Origin of the sequence: Mycobacterium europaeum, from assembly GCF_034555895.2 — a bacterium.
Classification (GTDB): domain Bacteria; phylum Actinomycetota; class Actinomycetes; order Mycobacteriales; family Mycobacteriaceae; genus Mycobacterium; species Mycobacterium europaeum.
Map to the genome: position 1 here is coordinate 318,765 of NZ_CP157315.1, position 19,906 is coordinate 338,670.

Annotated in this window: 20 protein-coding genes, 1 tRNA gene and 1 pseudogene; 15 read left to right on the forward strand and 7 right to left on the reverse strand. The window is 66.4% G+C overall.

Annotated features, from left to right (window positions below; genetic code table 11):
* Positions 1–15: 15 nt before the first annotated feature.
* A complete protein-coding gene (locus U8D42_RS01700) occupies positions 16–1,119 on the reverse strand; it encodes a glycosyltransferase family 4 protein (RefSeq protein ID WP_322860890.1) in 1,104 nt (367 codons plus the stop codon).
* Between the two features lie 97 nt (positions 1,120–1,216).
* Here U8D42_RS01700 and U8D42_RS01705 point away from each other — a divergent pair, with 97 nt between their 5' ends.
* The 5 genes from U8D42_RS01705 (at position 1,217) to U8D42_RS01725 (ending at position 6,380) form a co-directional block, all read left to right on the forward strand.
* On the forward strand, positions 1,217–2,803 hold the full coding sequence (locus U8D42_RS01705) for a serine hydrolase (RefSeq protein ID WP_322860889.1): 1,587 nt from the start codon (positions 1,217–1,219) through the stop codon (positions 2,801–2,803).
* Complete coding sequence (locus U8D42_RS01710; RefSeq protein ID WP_322860888.1) at positions 2,800–5,172, forward strand: cation-translocating P-type ATPase; 2,373 nt, start codon at positions 2,800–2,802, stop codon at positions 5,170–5,172. Before U8D42_RS01705 ends, U8D42_RS01710 begins: the two co-directional genes overlap by 4 nt.
* 67 nt (positions 5,173–5,239) lie before the next feature.
* Positions 5,240–5,428 carry an antitoxin gene (locus U8D42_RS01715; protein ID WP_085243270.1) on the forward strand — a complete coding sequence of 63 codons (189 nt, stop codon included), beginning with the start codon at positions 5,240–5,242 and terminating at the stop codon, positions 5,426–5,428.
* Between the two features lie 4 nt (positions 5,429–5,432).
* Entirely contained in the window at positions 5,433–5,903 is a 471-nt protein-coding gene (locus U8D42_RS01720; RefSeq protein ID WP_085243271.1) for a type II toxin-antitoxin system Rv0910 family toxin, read from the forward strand.
* Between the two features lie 42 nt (positions 5,904–5,945).
* The gene (locus U8D42_RS01725) at positions 5,946–6,380 is read left to right on the forward strand and encodes a hypothetical protein (RefSeq protein ID WP_322860887.1); all 435 of its coding nucleotides are present in this window, start codon (positions 5,946–5,948) and stop codon (positions 6,378–6,380) included.
* A gap of 5 nt (positions 6,381–6,385) precedes the next feature.
* Here the strand turns inward: U8D42_RS01725 and U8D42_RS01730 are convergent, their stop codons facing one another.
* The 3 genes from U8D42_RS01730 to U8D42_RS01740 are packed head-to-tail and all read right to left on the reverse strand — an operon-like array spanning position 6,386 to position 9,610.
* A complete protein-coding gene (locus tag U8D42_RS01730) occupies positions 6,386–6,868 on the reverse strand; it encodes a VOC family protein (protein ID WP_085243273.1) in 483 nt (160 codons plus the stop codon).
* Positions 6,868–8,382 (reverse strand): carotenoid oxygenase family protein, encoded by a 1,515-nt coding sequence (locus U8D42_RS01735; protein ID WP_322860886.1) that lies wholly within the window; start codon positions 8,380–8,382, stop codon positions 6,868–6,870. Before U8D42_RS01735 ends, U8D42_RS01730 begins: the two co-directional genes overlap by 1 nt.
* Before the next feature lies 1 nt (position 8,383).
* Positions 8,384–9,610 carry an acetyl-CoA acetyltransferase gene (locus tag U8D42_RS01740; RefSeq protein ID WP_322860885.1) on the reverse strand — a complete coding sequence of 409 codons (1,227 nt, stop codon included), beginning with the start codon at positions 9,608–9,610 and terminating at the stop codon, positions 8,384–8,386.
* Positions 9,611–10,358: 748 nt separating this feature from the next.
* Between U8D42_RS01740 and U8D42_RS01745 the strand changes: the two genes are divergently transcribed.
* The 4 genes from U8D42_RS01745 (at position 10,359) to U8D42_RS01760 (ending at position 12,588) form a co-directional block, all read left to right on the forward strand.
* A complete protein-coding gene (locus tag U8D42_RS01745) occupies positions 10,359–11,834 on the forward strand; it encodes a DUF4185 domain-containing protein (protein WP_085243276.1) in 1,476 nt (491 codons plus the stop codon).
* Positions 11,835–11,918: 84 nt separating this feature from the next.
* The gene (locus U8D42_RS01750; RefSeq protein WP_322860884.1) at positions 11,919–12,059 is read left to right on the forward strand and encodes a hypothetical protein; all 141 of its coding nucleotides are present in this window, start codon (positions 11,919–11,921) and stop codon (positions 12,057–12,059) included.
* A gap of 48 nt (positions 12,060–12,107) precedes the next feature.
* A complete protein-coding gene (locus tag U8D42_RS01755) occupies positions 12,108–12,341 on the forward strand; it encodes a hypothetical protein (RefSeq protein WP_090417994.1) in 234 nt (77 codons plus the stop codon).
* Between the two features lie 10 nt (positions 12,342–12,351).
* Positions 12,352–12,588, forward strand: coding sequence for a hypothetical protein (locus U8D42_RS01760; RefSeq protein ID WP_322860883.1), 237 nt, complete (start codon positions 12,352–12,354; stop codon positions 12,586–12,588).
* On the opposite strand, the gene U8D42_RS29305 is transcribed toward U8D42_RS01760, so the two are convergent.
* A complete protein-coding gene (locus U8D42_RS29305; protein ID WP_431523817.1) occupies positions 12,577–12,834 on the reverse strand; it encodes an MmpS family transport accessory protein in 258 nt (85 codons plus the stop codon). The genes U8D42_RS01760 and U8D42_RS29305 overlap by 12 nt on opposite strands.
* Before the next feature lie 192 nt (positions 12,835–13,026).
* On the opposite strand from U8D42_RS29305, the pseudogene U8D42_RS29310 reads away from it, so the two are divergent.
* The 4 genes and pseudogenes from U8D42_RS29310 to U8D42_RS01775 form a co-directional block, all read left to right on the forward strand.
* Positions 13,027–13,146 (forward strand): annotated as a pseudogene (locus U8D42_RS29310) (hypothetical protein); the annotation flags it as partial.
* Positions 13,147–13,267: 121 nt separating this feature from the next.
* Positions 13,268–14,497, forward strand: a complete 1,230-nt coding sequence (locus U8D42_RS01765; protein WP_322860882.1) for a YeeE/YedE thiosulfate transporter family protein — start codon at positions 13,268–13,270, stop codon at positions 14,495–14,497.
* Between the two features lie 132 nt (positions 14,498–14,629).
* Positions 14,630–14,872 (forward strand): YgaP family membrane protein, encoded by a 243-nt coding sequence (locus U8D42_RS01770; protein ID WP_431523851.1) that lies wholly within the window; start codon positions 14,630–14,632, stop codon positions 14,870–14,872.
* Between the two features lie 46 nt (positions 14,873–14,918).
* Positions 14,919–15,758 (forward strand): sulfite exporter TauE/SafE family protein, encoded by an 840-nt coding sequence (locus U8D42_RS01775; RefSeq protein WP_322860881.1) that lies wholly within the window; start codon positions 14,919–14,921, stop codon positions 15,756–15,758.
* An 18-nt stretch (positions 15,759–15,776) separates the two neighbouring features.
* Here the strand turns inward: U8D42_RS01775 and U8D42_RS01780 are convergent, their stop codons facing one another.
* Positions 15,777–17,033 carry an IS30 family transposase gene (locus U8D42_RS01780; RefSeq protein WP_420492635.1) on the reverse strand — a complete coding sequence of 419 codons (1,257 nt, stop codon included), beginning with the start codon at positions 17,031–17,033 and terminating at the stop codon, positions 15,777–15,779.
* Positions 17,034–17,121: 88 nt separating this feature from the next.
* Here U8D42_RS01780 and istA point away from each other — a divergent pair, with 88 nt between their 5' ends.
* A complete protein-coding gene (gene istA, locus U8D42_RS01785) occupies positions 17,122–18,339 on the forward strand; it encodes an IS21 family transposase (protein WP_322861695.1) in 1,218 nt (405 codons plus the stop codon).
* On the forward strand, positions 18,339–19,151 hold the full coding sequence (istB, locus tag U8D42_RS01790) for an IS21-like element ISMyma9 family helper ATPase IstB (protein WP_322861696.1): 813 nt from the start codon (positions 18,339–18,341) through the stop codon (positions 19,149–19,151). The genes istA and istB overlap by 1 nt, the downstream gene beginning before the upstream one ends.
* 563 nt (positions 19,152–19,714) lie before the next feature.
* Here the strand turns inward: istB and U8D42_RS01795 are convergent.
* Positions 19,715–19,787, reverse strand: a tRNA-Arg gene (locus U8D42_RS01795).
* Positions 19,788–19,906 lie beyond the last annotated feature (119 nt).

Below are 19,906 nucleotides of genomic sequence, written 5' to 3' on the forward strand. Positions count from 1 at the left end.
TCGACGGGGCCGGGCCTAGGCAAGCATGGCCAGCCAACTGCCCCACTGCTCGGCCCGCCGCGCCCAGTTGTTCTCGGCCACGGCGTAAGCCACCTGGGCCTGCAGGCGCGCCTCGGTGCCGGCGGGGTCGGCGGCCCGGTCGGCCAGCAATTGAATGACACGGTCGGCGAACGCCCCGGCATGGGCGTGCGGATCGGCCAGCGCCGGCATCAGGTCGACGAAGCCGGCGCCCGTTTCCGGCAACGCGCCGAGATCACTGGTGACGACCGTGCAACCCGCCGCCATCGCCTCCATCACGGCGATGCACGAGGTCTCGGGGAAGGTGTTGGGGTAGGCCAGCATCGTGGCGCCGCGCAGCGCGCGAGCCAGCGCCGGCTGGGCGACCGAACCGTGATAGGTCACGCCGGGGGAGGCCCGCGCCATCTCGTAGAGCGGCTGGAACGGGTCCACCAGGGCGTTGTAGACGCCCATGCTGCTGTAGACCTCGAGGCGGGCGTCGGGCACCGCGGCCCGGACGCGGGCGAACGCCTCCAGCAGGCGGTCCAGCCCGCGGAACGGCGTGCTGGTGTAGCAGAGGGTCGGCGGGCCCGCCTTGGCCGGCAGGATCCCGGCGTCGCCGAACAGGTCGGTGAAGGCGGGGCCCACGGCGTTGCGCAGGATGCCGATGCGCGCCGGGTCGAGCCCGAACGCCTGGTGGAAACAGTCGGCCTGCCACTCGCTGACCATGGCGAAACCGTCGAACACCGACCGGATCTCGGGCTGCGCCAGGGGCGCGACGAAGGGCTGGTCATGGGCGTGGCCGGTCCACAAGATGTGGTGCGCGCCCGGGCCGCACTGCGCCTTGAACTCGGCCAGCCTGGCATGCATGACCCCGCCTATGTGCACGACGCAGTCGGCGTTTCGCAGGGCGTCGTCCCGCCCGGTGGGGATCGGCTGGCAGCGGACTCCGCGCACCACCTTGGGCTCGGCGTCGCGGGTGGCGAGCGTGACGCGGTGGCCGAGCTTCGCCAGCTCGGGCGTCAGATAGCAGGCCGCCGACTGCGAGCCGCCCAGCGGCCGTTGGAATGGCGTGTCCGGATCGTAGGCCCAGGAGGCGACGTCGATGAACACGATGTCCATGTGCCCGCACTCTAGGTGGCCAGCCGCCGGGGTTCCCAACTGGCATGCCGGCCCGCGGAATCGCCGCGTTGCCCGGCAACCACGCTAGAGTGCCGCCATGGCGAAACGTGCAGCAGCCGCTGCTGTCACCGTGCTGCTCGGCATGACCGGATGCGGGCCCGCGCCACCGGTATCCAGCCCGCCGGCGCTCTCCGAGGCACCGCCCAACGAGGTGTCCGGAGTGGCGATCCCCGCCGGGCGCATCGACCAGGCGGTCGCAAAGCTCGACGGCCTGGTCGGCGACCTGATGAAGAGCACCGGCGTCCCGGGAATGGCGGTGGCCGTTGTCCACGGCGGTAAAGTGCTGTACGCCAAGGGATTCGGCATGAAGGACGCGAGCAAGGGGCCGGGCCAGGGCAATCAGGTGGACGCCGACACCGTCTTCCAACTGGCCTCGGTGTCCAAATCGGTCGGTGCGACGGTGGTCGCGCACGAAGTCAGTGCCGGCGCAGTCGCGTGGGACACCCCGGCGGCGGCCAAGCTGCCGTGGTGGACGCTGAGCGATCCCTACGTCACCAGCCACGTGACCATCGGAGACCTGTATTCGCATCGTTCCGGGCTGCCCGACCACGCCGGTGACAAACTCGAAGACCTGGGCTACGGCCGGCGGCAGACGCTGGAACGGCTGAAGTACCTGCCGCTGGCCCCGTTTCGAATCAGCTACGCCTACACCAACTATGGTGTGACCGCCGCCGCCGAGGCGGTGGCCGCCGCGGCGGGCAAGCCGTGGGAGGACCTGTCTGAGGAGGCGCTCTACCGCCCCCTGGGCATGGCCTCGACCAGTTCGCGCTTCGCGGACTTCCTCGCGCGCCCCAACCACGCTGTCAACCACATCAAGATCGCCGGCAGGTGGGAGGCCCGGTTCCAGCGGGATCCGGACCCGCAGTCACCCGCGGGCGGCGTCAGCTCGTCGGTCAACGACATGGCCCGCTGGCTGATGATGCTGCTGGGCAACGGAACTTACGACGGCCGGCGGATCACCTCCCCGGAGGCCCTGCTGCCCGCGATCAGCCCGCAGGCGGTTTCGTCGCCGGCGAAGACGCCCAACGCGCGCTCCGGATTCTACGGATACGGCTTCAACGCGTCGGTTGATTCCTCGGGGCGCACCGAGTACAGCCATTCCGGCGCCTTCGACCTGGGGGCCGCGACGAACTTCGTGGTCATGCCCGCCGAGGACCTGGGCATCATCGCGCTGACTAACGGCGCGCCCTACGGTATCCCCGAAACGCTGACCGCCCAATTCATGGATCTGGTTCAGTACGGCCAGATCCGCGAGGATTGGGCGGCTCTGTATCAGAAGGCGATCGGCTGGCTGAACAATCCGGAGGGCTCGCTGGTCGGCAAGCAGCCACCGGCCAACCCCGCCCCGCCCCGGCCGCTGGGCGACTACACCGGGGTCTACGCCAGCGACTACTGGGGCCCGGCCGTCGTCACCGAACGCGACGGCGCGCTGCAGCTGGCGATGGGCCCGGAGAACCGGACGGTCACCCTGACCCACTGGGACGGCGACACCTTCACTTTCGGGCTGACCGACGAAAACGCCCCGCCGGGAACGATTTCCAAGGCCATATTTTCTGGTTCGCCGGTCCGCACACTGAACCTGGAGTACTACGACTCGGACAAACTGGGAACGTTCACCCGATGATCGCGGGCCTGACCGATGCCGAGGTGGCGCAGCGGGTCGCCGAAGGCAAGAGCAACGCGGCCCGGGAGCGTGCCACCCGCAGCATCCCGGACATCGTGCGCGCCAACGTCTTCACCCGGATCAATGCGATCCTGGGGGTGCTGCTGCTGATCGTGGTGGCGACCGGTTCACTGATCAACGGGATGTTCGGCCTGCTGATCGTGGCCAACAGCGTGGTCGGCATGGTCCAGGAAATCCGGGCCAAACAGACGCTGGACACCCTGGCCATCGTCGGGCAGGCAAAACCCCTGGTGCGCAGGCGATCCGGGACCCGTACCTTGCCGCCGGCCGAGGTGGTGCTGGACGACATCATCGAGCTCGGGCCGGGCGACCAGGTCGTGGTCGACGGTCAGGTCGTCGAAGAGAGCAACCTGGAGGTCGACGAGTCGCTGCTGACCGGGGAGGCCGATCCCGTCGCCAAGGCCACCGGCGACGCGGTGATGTCGGGCAGCTTCGTCGTCGCCGGCACGGGCGCCTACCGGGCCACGAAGGTCGGGCCGGAGGCCTATGCCGCCAAGCTCGCCGAGGAGGCCAGCAAGTTCACGCTGGTCAAATCCGAACTCCGCAACGGCATCAACCGGATCCTGCAGTTCATCACCTACCTGTTGGTGCCGGCCGGTCTGCTCACGATCTACACCCAGTTGTTCACCACCCACGTCGGCTGGCGGCAGTCCGTGCTCCGGACGGTGGGTGCGCTGGTGCCGATGGTGCCCGAAGGCCTGGTGCTGCTGACATCGGTCGCGTTCGCCGTCGGGGTGATCCGGCTCGGGCAGCGCCGGTGCCTGGTGCAGGAGCTGCCCGCCATCGAGGGCCTCGCGCGGGTCGACGTGGTCTGCGCGGACAAGACGGGCACGCTGACCGAGACCGGCATGCGCGTCGCGGGTGTCGAGGAACTCGAACCGGCACAGCGGAACCCGGTCGACGACGCGCTGGCGGCGTTGGCCGCCGCCGACCCGCGTCCCAACGCCAGCATGCAGGCGATCGCCGAAACCTATCGACGGCCGCCGGACTGGATCGCCACGGCGACCGCGCCGTTCAAGTCGGCCACCAAGTGGAGCGGGGTGTCCTACCCCGACCACGGCAACTGGGTGATCGGCGCGCCTGATGTGCTGCTCGACCCGGCGTCGGCCGCGGCCGAACAGGCCGAGCGGATCGGCGCGCAGGGCCTGCGGGTGCTGCTCGTGGGCACCGGTGACGTGGCCGTCGACCACCCGGACGCCCCGGGCCGCGTCACCCCCGTCGCGCTGGTGGTCCTCGAGCAAAGAGTGCGCCCCGACGCCGCCCAGACGCTGGATTACTTTGCCGAGCAGGGCGTTTCCGTCAAGGTGATCTCCGGCGACAACGCGGTTTCCGTCGCTGCCGTCGCCGACAAGCTCGGGCTGCGCGGTGAAACCATGGACGCGCGCCGGCTCCCGTCCGAGCCCGCGCAACTGGCCGACGTGCTGGACGCCTACACCACCTTCGGTCGCGTGCGGCCCGACCAGAAGCGGGCAATGGTGCACGCCCTGCAATCGCTCGGGCACACCGTCGCGATGACCGGCGACGGTGTCAACGACGTGCTGGCCCTCAAGGACGCCGACATCGGCGTCGCGATGGGCGCCGGTAGCCCGGCGTCGCGGGCCGTCGCGCAGATCGTGTTGCTGGACAACCGCTTTGCCACCCTGCCGTATGTCGTCGGCGAGGGCCGGCGGGTCATCGGCAACATCGAGCGGGTCGCCAACCTGTTCTTGACCAAGACCGTCTACTCGGTGCTGCTGGCGCTGCTGGTCGGCATCGAGTGCCTGTTCTCCAAGCCGCTCAAGGCCGATCCCTTGTTGTATCCGTTCCAGCCGATCCACGTCACCATCGCCGCGTGGTTCACCATCGGAATCCCGGCGTTCATTCTGTCGCTCGCCCCGAACAACGAACGCGCCTATCCCGGATTCGTGCGGCGGGTACTCACTTCGGCGCTGCCGTCCGGGCTGATCGTCGGCGCCGCGACGTTCGCCTCCTACCTGGTGGCCTATCACGGCCGGCACGCGACGTTCCAGCAACAGGAGCAGGCGTCGACCGCGGCCCTGATCACGCTGCTGATGACCGCGCTGTGGGTGCTCGCGGTGGTGGCGCGCCCCTACCAGTGGTGGCGGGTCGCGCTGGTCGTCGGTTGCGGCCTGGCCTACCTGGTGATCTTCAGCCTCCCGCTGGCCCGCAGAGCGTTCCTGCTCGATCCCACCGATGTCGCGGTGACGTCGGCCGCCGTGGGGATCGGGGTGCTGGGCGCCGCCGCCGTCGAGGTGATGTGGTGGGTGCGGGCCCGGATCCTGGGCGTGCGGCCGCGGTTGTGGCGCTGACCGCCCGATCGCCCGCGCGCGGGGCGCAGGCGGACAAGTAGGATTTCGGCGGGGAAAGGACGGGTACATGGGATTCCTGGACAAGGCCAAAGAGCTGTTGTCGCAGAACGCCGACAAGGTCGAGACCGCAATCGACAAGGCCGGCGAGTTCGTCGACGACAAGACGCAGGGCAAGTACTCCGACACCATCCACAAAGTGCAAGAAGAGGCCAAGAAGGCGGCCGAATCAGCGGCAAAAGGCGACAACCAGAACTGAGCTCATGGCGAAACTCTCCGGATCCATCGACGTCCCGCTGCCACCCGAGGTGGCCTGGAAGCATGCCTCCGACCTGGCCCGGTTCAAGGACTGGCTGACCATTCACCGGGTGTGGCGCAGCAGACTGCCCGACGACATCGACAAAGGCACGGTCGTGGAGTCGATCGTGGAAGTCAAGGGCATGTACAACCGGATCAAGTGGACGGTCGTCCGGTACAAGCCGCCGGAGGGCATGACGCTCAACGGCGACGGCGTCGGTGGTGTCAAGGTGAAACTGATGGCCAAAGTCCAGCCCGCGGAGGAGGGCTCCGTCGTCAGCTTCGACGTTCACCTCGGTGGCCCGGCGCTGTTCGGGCCGATCGGCATGATCGTCGCCGCCGCGCTGCGTGGCGACATCGACACGTCGCTGCAGAACTTCGTCACGGTGTTCACTCGCCCGGACCCCGGCATGAACGGTTCCGGCGGGCACCGCTGACCGAGGAGCGCCACGCTCGCGTGGTCGGTTAATCTCGCTGACATGACTCGCCGGCTGCGCCCTGGTTGGCTGGTTGCGCTTTTCGCGTTGGTGATCTCGGCCAGCGCGTGGCTACCGTGGCTGACGACGGCGGTCAACGGCGGGGGCTGGGCCAACGGCATCGGCGGCGCTCACGGCAACTTGGAACTTCCGCGGGGGTTCGGCGCCGGCCAGCTCATCGTGCTGCTGTCCTCGGCGCTGCTGGTGACCGGGGCGATGGTCGGCCGCGGCCTTGCGGTGCGTCTCGCTTCCGTTGCGGCGCTGGTGATTTCGCTGCTCATCGTCGCCCTGACGGCGTGGTACTACAAGCTCAACGTCAATCCGCCGGTGTCGGCGCAATACGGTCTCTATGTCGCCGCGATCGCGGCGGTCTGTGCGGTGGTGTGTTCCATCGGGGCCGTGATCGCGGCCTTGGCTTCCGGCGGGCCCGGTCGCTGAGGTCGTTACGGCGTCGGGAACTCGTGTGTTCCTGACGTGGAGCTGTCGCCGGGCTCGTTGACACCGAACACGAAGGGCGCGAACACGATCTCGCGGCCGTCCGGGTCGCGGTAGGTGAGCGCGCCCGTCGCCTCCCAGTACGCATGCTGTTCGACGGGTTCGACGCCCGCCGCTCGCAGGCGGACGATCGCCCCCTGCTGGGCCTGCCGGTCGGGGAAGTACAGGCACAGCTGTTCGTGGGGGTCCACCGCGACCGGCTCGGCGGATTCCACGATCTCCAGGGTCAGGTTCCAGCTGGGCAGGCCGAAGATCGCGCCGTTGCTGCCGTAGCTGTCGGCGAACGTCTCGTAGAGCGGCAACCCCACCAGCTCGCGGTAAAACCGCACCGCCTCTTGGAAGTTCGACGACCGGCGCGCAAAACGAATGCCGCCGATCGACGCCAGTTGCATCGGCCAGTGCGTGGTCCGACGGAGCTTGTGCGCCTCCATCACAACCCGACCGCGCTCGCCGGGGACTCCGCGGTGCTCCAGCGCCGGAGTTGTTCGCCGGGCGCCCAGGTGGAATGAGTTCCGCTGGAAATACGCTCCGGCAGTTGAATTTTGCAGACCGGGCCGTCGGCCAAACGCCCGGCATCAAAGACGACGCAATAGGAGGCGTCGGCGTTCATGTCGGTGGTCAGGGTGACCAGGTAGCCGTCGTCCTCGCCGGTGGCACCGCGCCGTGGGGCCATCGCCGTCTCGCTGCCGTAGACGCCGTCGCCGAAGGAGAATGCCTGTTGGCCTCCGGTGCGCAGATCGTGTTTGACGAGCCCGTCGAAGAGGAACCAGCCCGGTTTGCCGGTGGCGGCATAGGCGTAGCGGTAGTCGCTTGCGGCAAAGTCGGGGTTGATGGTCCCGAACTCGGTGACCGACTCCGACAATCGCTCTTCGCGCACGGCGCCGGTGGCCAGGTTGAAACGCCACCGGTGCAGCCGCGACTGCAGGCGATCGAGTGCCAGGAACCGGAACAGCTTGTCCCACTTGGTTCCACCGTTGTCCATCGGCGAAGGATCGCCCTCGAAGAAGCCGTCGAGCACGATCTCGTCACCGTCCTCGTAGGCGTTGACGAAGTGCAACACGAACGTCGGGTCCGCCTCGAACCATCGGATGTCCCCGGTTCCGCCGCGGCGGGGCAGGACCGCGAAACGTGACGGCATGTCGGGATAGAAACGCGGCAGGTGTACGTCCTGCTCGAGCAGGACCGGGTCCCAGAACAACGGAAAGTCGTTGAGAATCACGTAGTTCTCGGTGAAGGCCATGTCGTGCGGCAGCCGCGGCCCGGGAAGGGGGATGTCGACGTAGTGGACGAGTTCGCCGGTCTGGTCGACCACACCGTAGCGCAGGTAGGGGTCCCGCTTGCTGTAGTTGAAGAACAGCAGTTCACCGGTCTTGGAGTCCACCTTCGGGTGCGCGGACACACCCCAATCGGTCGGGAAGTGCCCGTTCCAGGTCTCCTTGCCCAGGGTTTCGCCCGAACGGGGATCGACCCGGTAGAGGTCGCCGCACTGGTAGAAGCTGGTCAGCGCGACGCCGCGGTGGACGATGACGTCGGTGCTCGACGCGTCCTTCATCCGGCTGCGGGCGCCCCAGCCGTCCCCGCGCTTGGCCAACTGCACGGGCTCGGCCAGTCCCGGCCACAGTGGTTCACCGGCTTCGTTCTCCGCCAGGAAGCCGTCGGTGCGGATAAAACGGTTGCGGTAGAAGGCTTTTCCGTCGCGGAATCCGACGATGTGCAGCATGCCGTCGCCGTCGAACGGGTGATAGGTCTTCAGGGCGGGATGCAGCGGGTTTTCGGTGTTGCGCAGGTAGATGCCGTCCAGGTCGCGCGGGATCTCCCCTTCGACGGCGGTGAGGTCGTCGGCGTTCCATTCGGTGGTCTGGGGACGCCAGGGCCCGGTCCGGTAGGGGTGGTCGTCGTCTTCGGGCAGCGTGGACAGGAACTTGCCGACGAGCTCAACGTCCATCTCACGCGCCCTCTGCCGCGCCGACAACGAAGCTCACGGTGGTGGCGGTGCTGCCGCCGAAATTGAGGGTGCCGAACTTCCGCGCCCCCTCGACCTGATACTCGCCGGCCGCGCCGCTGACCTGTTTGGCCGCGTCGAGCAGCATGCGCACGCCGGAGGCGCCGACCGGGTGGCCGCCGCCGATGAGGCCGCCACTGGGATTGATCGGCAGCCGGCCGCCGATCTCGATCTCGCCGTTTTCGATGGCCTTCCAGGACTCGCCTGGGCCGGTCAGCCCGATGTGGTCGATGGCCAGGTACTCGCTGGGGGTGAAACAGTCGTGCACCTCGTAGCCGTCGAGGTGGTCGAGGGTCAGCCTGGCGCGCCGCAACGCGTCGTGCACGGCGGTCCGCACGTGCGGAAGGATGTAGGGGTCGTCCGCCGCTCGGTCCAGCTTCTGCCGCAGGCCCAGCCCCACCGTCCGGTGCCCCCAACCCTCGATGCGGCCGATCGGGCGCGCGTCGGGGTGCTCGCGCAGGTAGGCGTCGCCGACCAGAACCAATCCCGCCGCGCCATCGGTCATTTGGCTGCAGTCGAAGCGCCGCAGCCGCCCCTCGGTGATCGGGTTGGTGGCGTCGTCGTCCGTGATGGGGTCGGGGACCGTCCAAGCACGGGTCTGGGCGTTGGGGTTACGCCGCGCGTTCGCGAAGTTCAGCTGCGCGACGGCGCGCAGGTGGGTGTCGTCCAGGCCATAGCGCCGGTCGTATTCGTCGGCGACGGCGGCGAACATCGACGGCCACAGGTAGCGCGCGCCGGCCCCCTCGTGACCGGTCCACGCGGCCGCACCCAGGTGTTCCGCCGCGGTGTCACCGGGCACGGTTTTCTCGAGCTCGATGCCCACCACCAGCGCGGTGTCATAGGCGCCGGACCGCAGATCGGCCATCGCGGACAGTGCGGCGACGCTGCCCGACGCGCACGCCGCCTCATGCCGGGAGGCCGGGGTGTCCCAAAGATCGGGGCAGACCGTCGCGGGCATCGCCCCGAGGTGACCCTGACGGGCGAACATCTCCCCGAAGGCGTTCGCCACGTGCACCACTTCGATGTCGGCGGCGTTGACCTTGGCCGAGGCCAGCGTCGCCTCGACGATCTCGGCGGTCAGGGCGGCGAAGTCGCGGCCCTCTTTGGTCAGGTTGCGGGCGAAATCGGTTTGGCAACCGCCCAGGATCCACACACCGGCCGAGCCATCCATACGCCGCAGGCTACTCCTGGACGGCCTCGCCGTTGAGGCCTATCCGCGAGCGGCTCATGGTCCGGCCCCTGGCGCAAATGAGGGCGGCCCCGTCGGCTCTCGGGCTGAACCGACGGGACCTAGGCGAACGCGAAGGCCGGCCGACGCGTGCGCCTCTCATGGAACATTGCCCCGTACCGCGGCAAACAAACATGCGGTGTCGAGTCGCGCCGGGCACGGGGCGCGATAGGCCTGTGCTCCGGGGGTCCCCGGCCTGGCTTCGGATCGCGGTGTAGATGAGTGTGGTGGGCTCGGTTGCGTCGGGGTGAGGTGCGGCAACGGTCGGATGAGGGCGGTGAAATCGCCACGCGGATAGCGCTTTAGCACCTCGACTACAACGAGCCCGGTGGCGTCGGCCCGATCTTCCTGACCGAGTGCTCCGTAGACGCCCGGTGCGTCGGCCACCTCCGGGCGGGGTAGTAACCGACCAGAACGACGACCGCGGCCAGCCGGACCCCGCGAGGCAGCCCCGAAGAATGCCGCGTCCGGGAGTGCCGACGCTCTCGCAGAGTCCGGCGGATCGCGGCGCCACCGGCAACGTAGGCAGTCACGCGACCGGACTTATGGGGATCGGTGGCTCCGTTGCGACACGGTCACGGATACGTACCTATCGCTGCATCACTAGTCACAACAGCCGCTCTGATCACTATCGTCACATGAGCCAACTGCGGACGTCAATGCGGTGTCCCTGCCGCTCGAAAGGTGTTACATGTCGGCGATTCTTCGAAGTGTGTCGCTATCGATGGCGTCGGCGGCCGCTGTCGGACTCGTCTACGTGGTCGGCCCCGCACCGTCGGCCAATGCCACGCCGTGCGGCGCGCCGGAGGCGAACGTCGAGCCACCCGCCGCGCCGCCGGCGATGCCCGCACCCCAGCCGGTCGTCCAGCCGCCCACCGGGCGCAGACCCAGCCACACCAACGACCAGGCGCCACTGCCCAAGCTGGGGCCGCTGATCTCGTCGTTCCTCAAGCCGGCGATCCCACGGCAGGTCGCCCCGATGAGACCGCAGGCCGAGGTATTACCGCCCGGGCCCAATCCGCCGGTCCCCGCCCTCCCGCAGCCGCCGAACGCCGGTCAGTTGCAGCCCAACGCGGCCCCGGTCCCGCCACCGCAACCCGCGCCGGCGCCGCCCCCCTCGATCGCGGGGGCGCCGACATCGCTGGTCGACTGGGTGACCGGACCCGACGGGCCCAACAAGACTCTGCAGCGCTTCAGCATCTCCGGTACCGACCTCGGGATCGCCTGGGACAACGGAGATCCCGCGAATCGTCAAGTGCTCATGGCCTTCGGTGACACCTTCGGCTACTGCAGGGTCAAGGGCCAGCAGTGGCGTTACAACACGCTCTTCCGCAGCTCGGACCGTGATCTGTCGCACGGCATCCACATCGCCGACGGCATCCCCAACGACCGGTACTCCGGTTCACCCGTGTGGGCGCCGAACCTGTCCAAGCAGGTCGTCAACACCATCCATAAGGCAGCACACGAGACCGGGATCATTCCGACCGCCGCCATCTCGCTCGGCAGGACGCAGTACATGAGCTACATGTCCATCCGGCAGTGGGGTCGCGACGGCGAATGGTCGACGAACTACTCGGCGATCGCGCGGTCCAACGACAACGGCCAGAACTGGGGGATCTTCCCCACCTCGATCCGCACCGCCTCGGCGGATGCCATCCCGGGGGCCGGGTTCACCCCCGGGAACGAGAACTTCCAGATGGGTGCCTTCATGAAGGGCAACGACGGCTACCTCTACCAGTTCGGGACTCCGTCGGGACGCAGTGGCGCGGCCTTCCTGTCGCGGGTGCCCCCGGGTCAGCTGCCCGACCTCACCAAGTACCAGTACTGGAACGGCGACGAAGGCGGTCGCTGGGTTCCCAACAATCCGGGCGCGGCCACGCCGATCTTCCCGGGTCCGGTAGGCGAAATGTCGGCCCAGTACAACAACTACCTCAAGCAATATCTGGTGCTCTACACCAACGGCGGCAGCAACGACGTGGTGGCCCGCACCGCGCCGACCCCACAGGGACCGTGGAGCCCGGAGCAACCGCTGGTGTCGTCGTTCTCGATGCCCGGTGGCATCTACGCGCCGATGATCCACCCCTGGTCGTCCGGCCGGGACCTGTACTTCAACCTGTCGTTGTGGTCGGCGTACGACGTGATGCTGATGCACACCGTCTTGCCCTAATCGTGATCGTGTCGCACCCCGAATAGTCGGTATACGTGTCGCACCCTGAATAGAGCGGGGGCGTAGCGAGAGAGGAGATCGGCGATGATCACCTTCGACAACCCAGCCACGTCGACCGCCGGCAAGCCGCGGCGGCCAGACATCGAGGTACGTATCGAGGGCGTGCACCGCAGGGGTGGCGCCGTTCGGCTGGGCATCGTGCTCGACGGGCGGATGGCGACCTAACCCACGGCGTCAGCCGCCGGCCGCACCGGTCGGGGCAAGATGTAACGCGTGAGTTGGGCCAAGCGCGAGGCGAAGGCGCTCGCGGATACGGTACTGACGGGCGATGCGCTCCTGGCCGAGCTCGAAGACTATATCCGCGTGCACAATCCGCAATTGACGGACGTTCGGCTGGAGCGGGCGACCCCGACCGAGGAATACGACACGAGCAGCCGACCGCCCGGACGGTGGTACGTCGTCACTTATCTGGCCGACGACGGCGAAGGGTACGGCATTCGACCGTGAGGCATGGGGCATGACGGCGCGTGCCACCCCGCCCGCGAACAACGCCGTCCCAAACCCACTTTGTCTCGTTGTCACCGGCGTGTTGATGAAGCAACGCGCCGCCGCTCTCGTCGCACTCGATCGCCGTCGCGCCATCCATTCCTTGAGGGAGTGGGCGCACAACAGCGCCACCACGTTGGCGAACACGGCGGGCAGTCGCGTGGTGACCGTGTACGACGATGGCGGGCTGCGAACCTCATTCTGGTGAGGCTCCGTGCGCGTCCAGGTAATTGATGTTTGCCAGAGTGGTTGCGGGTCTGAAGATGTCGTACGTGACCTGCTTGTGGTCACCGGCTCGATCACGACGGCGGCACCGTCGGGTCGAGCTCTTTTGATGCGACTCGAGCATGCCGCGCAGGTGCGACATCGACAGCCCGGCAAAGCCGGGACGAGCGCGACGGCCAGCGACACCCATGCTCGCTTGATCAACCCAGCCCGGAAATGTTTCGGCCATACGGGTAGGGGTACGGGTACCGCGTTGGTGACTGTGGGTCTCGGCCTTGGCAGGGACTGTCCGAGTCGGACCTAAGCCATCGGCATCGTTACGGTCCGTCGAGGTGAGAGAGCTTATTCCTTTGCTGGTCAACGTTTTTCGCAATTCGGTAGTATCGATGGTGGATCCTGAGTGCCCTACGGGGGCCTGGTAGTGACGACGACAGTAGTCCGCCCTCAAGCACGGCGCGCATTTCCGGACCGGCGCGGGCCGCGAGGGTCGGCGGTATACCGGTTGATCACGACGACGGATCACAAATTGATTTCGATGATGCGGGAGGAGGCCTATATTGGTCGCCACCACGGCGACCCCGGCACGGGAGATGTCAGCAAGGAATGATCACAACATGCGAACCCAACAAGCAGGCGACGCAAATGCGCGATAAGGCCCAAGCGTGATTGACGTTACCGCTCCGCTGTGGGTCGGTTTGATCTTCGGGGTGCTCTTCGGCGCAATTGGAGAGCTTTGGGGAATCGGCAACCCAGAGACGCTGATCCGCCTGGCCCGATGGAAGGACAGGTTGTTGTTCGGCTGCATAGCCATCGCATCGGCAGTCGGCGCGGTCGTCCTTTATGGTTTGTATGCGTGCGGTTTTTCGATGCATTTTTCGCCGAAGCCGGCCTACGTAGTTGGAGTTACTCTCGGCGGACTGTTGTTCGGAGCCGGAATGGCTGTTTCGGGCTATGTGCCAGGTTCTGAATTGATGGCGCTCGGTGAAGGGCGCCGTGATGCATTGTATGCCTTGCCGGGCGCTCTTCTCGGAGCGGTGGCCTGGACGATGCTCTATCAAACGGCAGTGGGTCGTTGGTTGGTGCACACGGCAAATCTGGGAAATCTGATCGCTTCGGGACCGATCGACCGCATCCATCCTGGGTTTACGTTCGTAATCGCCGTCGGGTACGCAATCGCGCTGCTTGCTCTTGTGATGTTCCTTCCCCGCTATGCGGGGGGCAGAAGCTTCGTCGTTCGCGCTGTACGTGGCGGTAGCGACGCGCTCGACCGAGAATTCGTTGCCGACACGGCTGCGTACCTAGCGGAGGGGAGCTTGTACGAGGGCCGGTCGCGTTGGCTGTCCCGTGTGATCAAAGATGACGTGCCCAATAGCAACTTTTTCTCACCCGTGAAGCTTGGTATGAGTGCCGTGGTTGGCGTGGCCGCAGTGCTCGCCATATTTTTCCGCCAAATCTTCGGCGAATCCACTACGTACTCTTGGATCGTCGGCAATTTACTGCTTCCTGATTTTGAATACAGCAAGATCATGGCGAAAAGGGCTGGTTGGGAGCCATTATCGGACATGGGAACTTTTGTCGGGGCGCTGCTCACGGCGCTTTTTATAAGCCGCCACTTCCAAGGGTTCAGGCCGGTTATTCCGCCATCATGGCGGAACCGCTTCGGATCCAGTCGCGGTAAGCGAGCGATCGCCAGCTTCGGTGGTTCCTGCGTCATGATGTTCGGGGCACGGATGGCCGATGGGTGTACGAGCGGGCATATCCTCAGCGGCGGTGTCCAGATGGCTGCCAGCGCCTGGCTGTTCACGCTGGCCGTTTCGACTTCGATGATTGTCACGGCTCGGGTCGTATACGGGGATTCCAGCGAGAAGTGTAAGCCGGATGATCGCGCTTAAAGAGTCAGGCGTGCGCGCAGTGCGATTCACCGCCGAATAAGGCGGGTACCAAGAAGTAAGCCTGGGCTGAAAGGGGGAATGATCATGGGAGATCGGATGACTCGGCCCGCAATGCAACGGGGGGCGTTCGGAATGCCCAAGCCGCAAGGGTGGACGCTGGAACGTGCCGTGCACCTGCTAGCCGGGAGCGTGGTGCTCGCCAGCTTGCTGTTGGGGCAAAAGTATTCGCCTCGCTGGCGCGTATTGACTGGATTCGTCGGCGCGAATCTGTTGCTCGACGCCGCGGTCGGTTGGTGTCCAACGAGTCTGCTGCTGCATCGGGTAGGCATCCTCACGGCTGCTGAGCGCTCGCAGGACCGCTCGTGCGTCTCATGATCGGCCTGGGAATAGACACGCACGGCCACATCCGGCGGACAGCACGATGAGCCTGAGCGGCATTGCCATCGCAACACCGTTAGGCCTTTTGATCGGCCTGGCCCTCGGGGCCCTCGGGGGTGGTGGATCCATTCTCGCCGTCCCCGCCTTGGTCTACGGGGTAGGAGAGAGCGCACACGCCGCGACCACAACGTCACTCGTGGCCGTGGGGGCTACGGCTCTGGTCGGCATGATCGGGCATTGGCGCGGGGGCCGGGTACGGATCCGCTCCGGCATGATCTTCGGGTTGGTCGGCATCGGTGGCTCATTGCTTGGATCCTTGCTCAGCCGAGCAATCCCCAATGACACTCTGCTATTGATCTTTTCAGGCTTGATCTTGGTGGCTGCTTGGCGCATGTACGCACGGCACACCGAAACGCCATGCCATACAAAGCAGCTGGCCTCGGTCGGCGCCGGTGGCGTCCAGCAGGCCGACGGCACCGGCGAGCGCCGCGCGACAACGTCTCCGCACGCGGACTGCGCGTCCGGCGACAACGGAGGCGAGCACCGGAGAACGTGGTTTGCCACCGGCTGGCGACTGGTGATCGCCGGTACCGTCGTCGGCTTCCTCACCGGTTTCTTCGGGGTGGGTGGCGGCTTCGTAATCGTGCCGGCGCTGGTCTTGGCACTTGACTATGAAATGCCTACTGCAGTCGGGACTTCGCTGCTCGTTATCGCCATCAGCTCGGCCGAAGGACTTGCGTTTCACCTTCAAAGCGGCCCCATCGACTGGCCGATAGCGATACCTTTCACCGCGGCGGGCAGCGTCGGGGTGCTGTTGGGTAACGGGCTCGCCAGCCGGGTACCAGCGGCCCGTGTCGGTTCCGGTCGAAAAGTGAGCAGGTGATTCCGGGGTGGCTTCTAGTCAACGTCGCAACAGTTGATGGTCTGGTGAGGTTAGCAGCGCGGTGAAAAGTTCGGCGGGACTGCGGTCTTCGAGGGTGTGGCGGGGGCGGTTATTGATCTCGTATTCGACAGCGCGCAGATGGTCGGGTGTGTAGGTGCTTAGGCTGGTGCCCTTGGGGAAATATTGGCGTAGCAGCCCGTTCGCGTTCTCGTTGCTGCCGCGCTGCCACGGCGAGCGGGAGTCGCAAAAGTAGACCGGCACGCCGAGGTCTGCGGTGATGTCGGTGTGTCGGGCCATTTCGATGCCCTGATCCCAGGTGATCGATCGGATCAAGTTCGATGGCAGGCCACCCATGGTCGTGGCGATCGCGATACGCAGGGAGTCGGCGTCACGGGTGGGAAGGTGCATCAGCCGAATCAGGCGGGTCTGGCGCTCGACCAGGGTCCCGATCGCCGAGCGCTGGTTCTTGCCGACGATGAGGTCACCTTCCCAATGCCCCGGCTGGCTGCGGTCGGCGGGAGCGAATGGCCGCTGATGGATCGACAACATCGGCTGGGCGAACCTCGGACGCCGCCGACCCGGCCGCTGGTGCGCGCGGCGATGGGTCCTGCCAGTGCGCAACGGACCCCGGTGTGACGACCTGACCTGTGGCGGCCGTATCAAGCGCGAATGGGGTTGGTACACAGCCCGGTAGATGCTTTCGTGGCACAACCACATCAATCGGTCCTCGGGGTATTCGCGCCGCAAGTGTCGGGCGATCTGCTGCGGGCTCCACCGTTGAGCGAGGAGCTCGGCGATCAGGTCACACAGGGCGGGATTCTTGTCGACCCGCCGCTGGTGACGACGCGCTCTGCGCTGAACCGCCCAGCGGTGGGCTTCAAACGGCCGGTACTGGCCGTCGCGGCGGCTGTTGCGGCGCAACTCCCTCGATACGGTCGATGGTGCCCGGCCAAGCGTGGTGGCGATCTGCCGAACACCCATGCCCGTGCGGCGCAGATCGGCGATGCCGATCCGCTCCTCTTCGGATAGATAGCGATCGCTGATCTGGCGCACAGCCAAACGATCGAGTGCGGGCACGAATCCCACGGCCTCGCCACGCCGATAGGTTTTGTACCCCCTTGCCCAATTGTTTGCTGCGGTACGGGACACACCGACTTCACGACCCGCCGCCAAGATGGACCAGCCCCGGGCGCGCAGCTCCGTAAATCGCTCACGCTTGGCGGACTGTGGCCGTCGGCCCGGGCCTTTTTTCACGCGACGCGACGATGACAACACAACCTCCAGAACCTAGAGAAGTGTTGCGACCGCCCCTAGAAACCACCCGGTCGAAAAGTGAGCACCCTTCGATTGGAGAGTGATCACTGTGGAGGATTGGGCTGAGATCCGCCGGCTGTATCGGTCGGAGAAGTTGTCGCAGGCTGCGATCGCCCGACGGCTGGGTCTGTCACGCAACACTGTGGCCAAGGCGCTGGGTTCGGATAGTCCGCCGCGCTATGAGCGGGCGCCGGTGACGACCTCGGCGTGGGCGCAGATCGAGCCAGCCGTGCGAGCGGTGCTCAGCGCGTATCCGAGGATGCCGGCGACGGTGATCGCCGAGCGAGTGGGTTGGACGGGTGGGCACTCGTGGTTTGGGGAAAACGTTGCCCGGATTCGCCCGGAGTACGCCCCGGCTGATCCGTGCGACCGGCTGGTGCATCTGCCCGGTGAGCAGGTGCAGTGCGATCTGTGGCTGCCCGGCCGGGTGGTGCCCGACCATGCCGGAGTGCTGCGATCGTTTCCCGTATTGGTGATGGTGGCCGCCTACTCGCGGTTTATCGCCGCGATGATGATCCCGTCGCGGGTCACCGGGGATCTGCTGGGCGGCATGTGGCAGCTGCTCTCGGGGTGCATCGGCGCGGTGCCGCGAACATTGTTGTGGGACAACGAGGCCGGGATTGGTCAACGCGGTCGGCTTGCCGACGGGGTGGCCGGGTTCTGCGGAGTCTTGGGCACCCGGCTCATCCAGGCCCGCCCCTATGATCCGGAGACCAAGGGGCTCGTCGAGCGGGCCAACGGCTATTTGAGGTCGTCGTTTCTGCCGGGTCGGCGGTTTTGCTCGCCTGCGGACTTCAACACCCAGCTCGCGCAGTGGCTGGCGCAGGTGGCCAACCCACGCCGGCACGCTACGACCACGATGATCCCCGCCCAGGCGCTGGGCACCGATCTGCAGGCGATGGCCGCGCTGCCGCCGGTGGCCCCGGCCACCGGCACCATGATCACCACGCGGCTGGGTCGCGACTACTACGTCAGCATCGGCGGCAACGCCTATTCGGTGCATCCCGAGGCGATCGGTCGGATGATCACCGTGTCCGTATCGCTGGATCGGGTGATGGCCCGCTGTGGTGAGCGGGTGGTCGCTGACCACCAACGGCTCTGGGGCACCGCGGGATTGGTTGGTGATCCTGAGCATCTGGCCGCGGCGGCGATCATGCGGGAGAACTTCCGGGACCGCCCGACGGCGGGTGCTCACATGGACGTGGAGGTCCAAGTCGCCGATCTAGGGGCCTATGACGCGCTGTTTGGGACCGGGGAGGTCGCCTGATGGCCACCAAACGCGCTCCCGTTCCCGGGGAGGCGGACAAGCTGATCGCCCACCAATCCCGGCTGCTCAAAGCCCCGCGGATCGCCGCCCACTACGGGCGGCTGGCCGAACAAGGCCGCGCTGCGGGCTGGTCACTCGAGGACTACCTGGCTGCCGTGCTAGCCGTGGAATCCAATGCCCGGGCCGAATCTGGTGCCCGGCAACGCATCCGCTATGCGGGGTTCCCGGCGATCAAAACGATCAACGACTTCGACTTCACCGCCCAACCCCACGTCGACCGCGCACAGATCGCCCGCCTAGAAGCCGGCGGCTGGCTGGCCGAAGCCCGCAACATCGTGCTGCTAGGACCACCGGGCACCGGCAAAACACACTTGGCGACCGCGTTAGCGATCGCAGCCGCCCAGGCCGGGCACCGGGTCGCCTTCGCGGCGGCCACCGGCTGGGTCACCCGGCTGGCCGAAGCCCACCGCATCGGGCGCCTCGATTCCGAGCTGCGCAAAATCTCGCGCATCGGGCTGATCGTCATCGATGAAGTCGGCTACATACCCTTCGACACCGAAGCGGCCAACCTGTTCTTCCAACTGGTGTCCACCCGATACGAGAAATCCTCGATCATCTTGACCTCTAACCTGCCGTTTTCCCGGTGGGGCCAGGTCTTCGGCGAGGCCACCATCGCCTCAGCGATGATCGACCGCATCGTGCACCACGCCGACGTCATCGCCCTCAAAGGGGCCAGCTACCGCATCAAACACACCGCAATCGAGTCCCTGCCCTCCGTCGAAGCCGACCGTCAGGCAGACTCAACCCCGTAAACAAACCTGCTCAGTTTTCGACCGGAAGAAACTGCTCAAAATTCGACCGGGGCCGACAGCCCGACTCATCCGCTGGTTCGTATGGCTTCTGGTCGCAGTCGCTTGTTACACGGCGATTCGTTCACTAGTAGCGACGTAAAGGCGAATGCCGACTCGCCGTTTCGCGGGTGTCCGTTGTCACCGAATCTGAGGCATCGCCCGACGTCATACCCCTGGCAGGGTGCCCCTCGACACCAACCGCCGCGGCCCCCAATACGGCCGTGACGCCGCAATTCCGGCGGAATCGCCTCAACCTGCGGGGCATCTGATGCGGACTAATCACCCGCCGATGCGACCGTTCCCATCAACTCCACCAGGCCCTGGGTCTCATAGCGGGCCAACCACGAGTGCGCGCCTGACGCGCCACCCCGGTCTTTTCTGCGGCCTGTGACACCGACAACCCATCACCACCGCCATCACAGCCTGATACCGCTGCTCAGCCACGCTCAACTCCCTCATCGAAGGAGTGTCACCGATCAGCCGAACAACTGTCACGCACCAGCCGAGCCATACACATCACACAGTGCCCCCGGCAGGATTCGAACCTGCGACACCGGCTTTAGGAGAGCCGTGCTCTATCCCCTGAGCTACGAGGGCGGGCGACGTCTTCAAATACCTTGACTCAAACCTAGCTGGGCGAGGTTCAGCGGCGTTCGCGGCGTCCTGGTGCCATTCCGGACGATTGGCCTAATCGTCGCGATGTGGCGGGTGTGAGT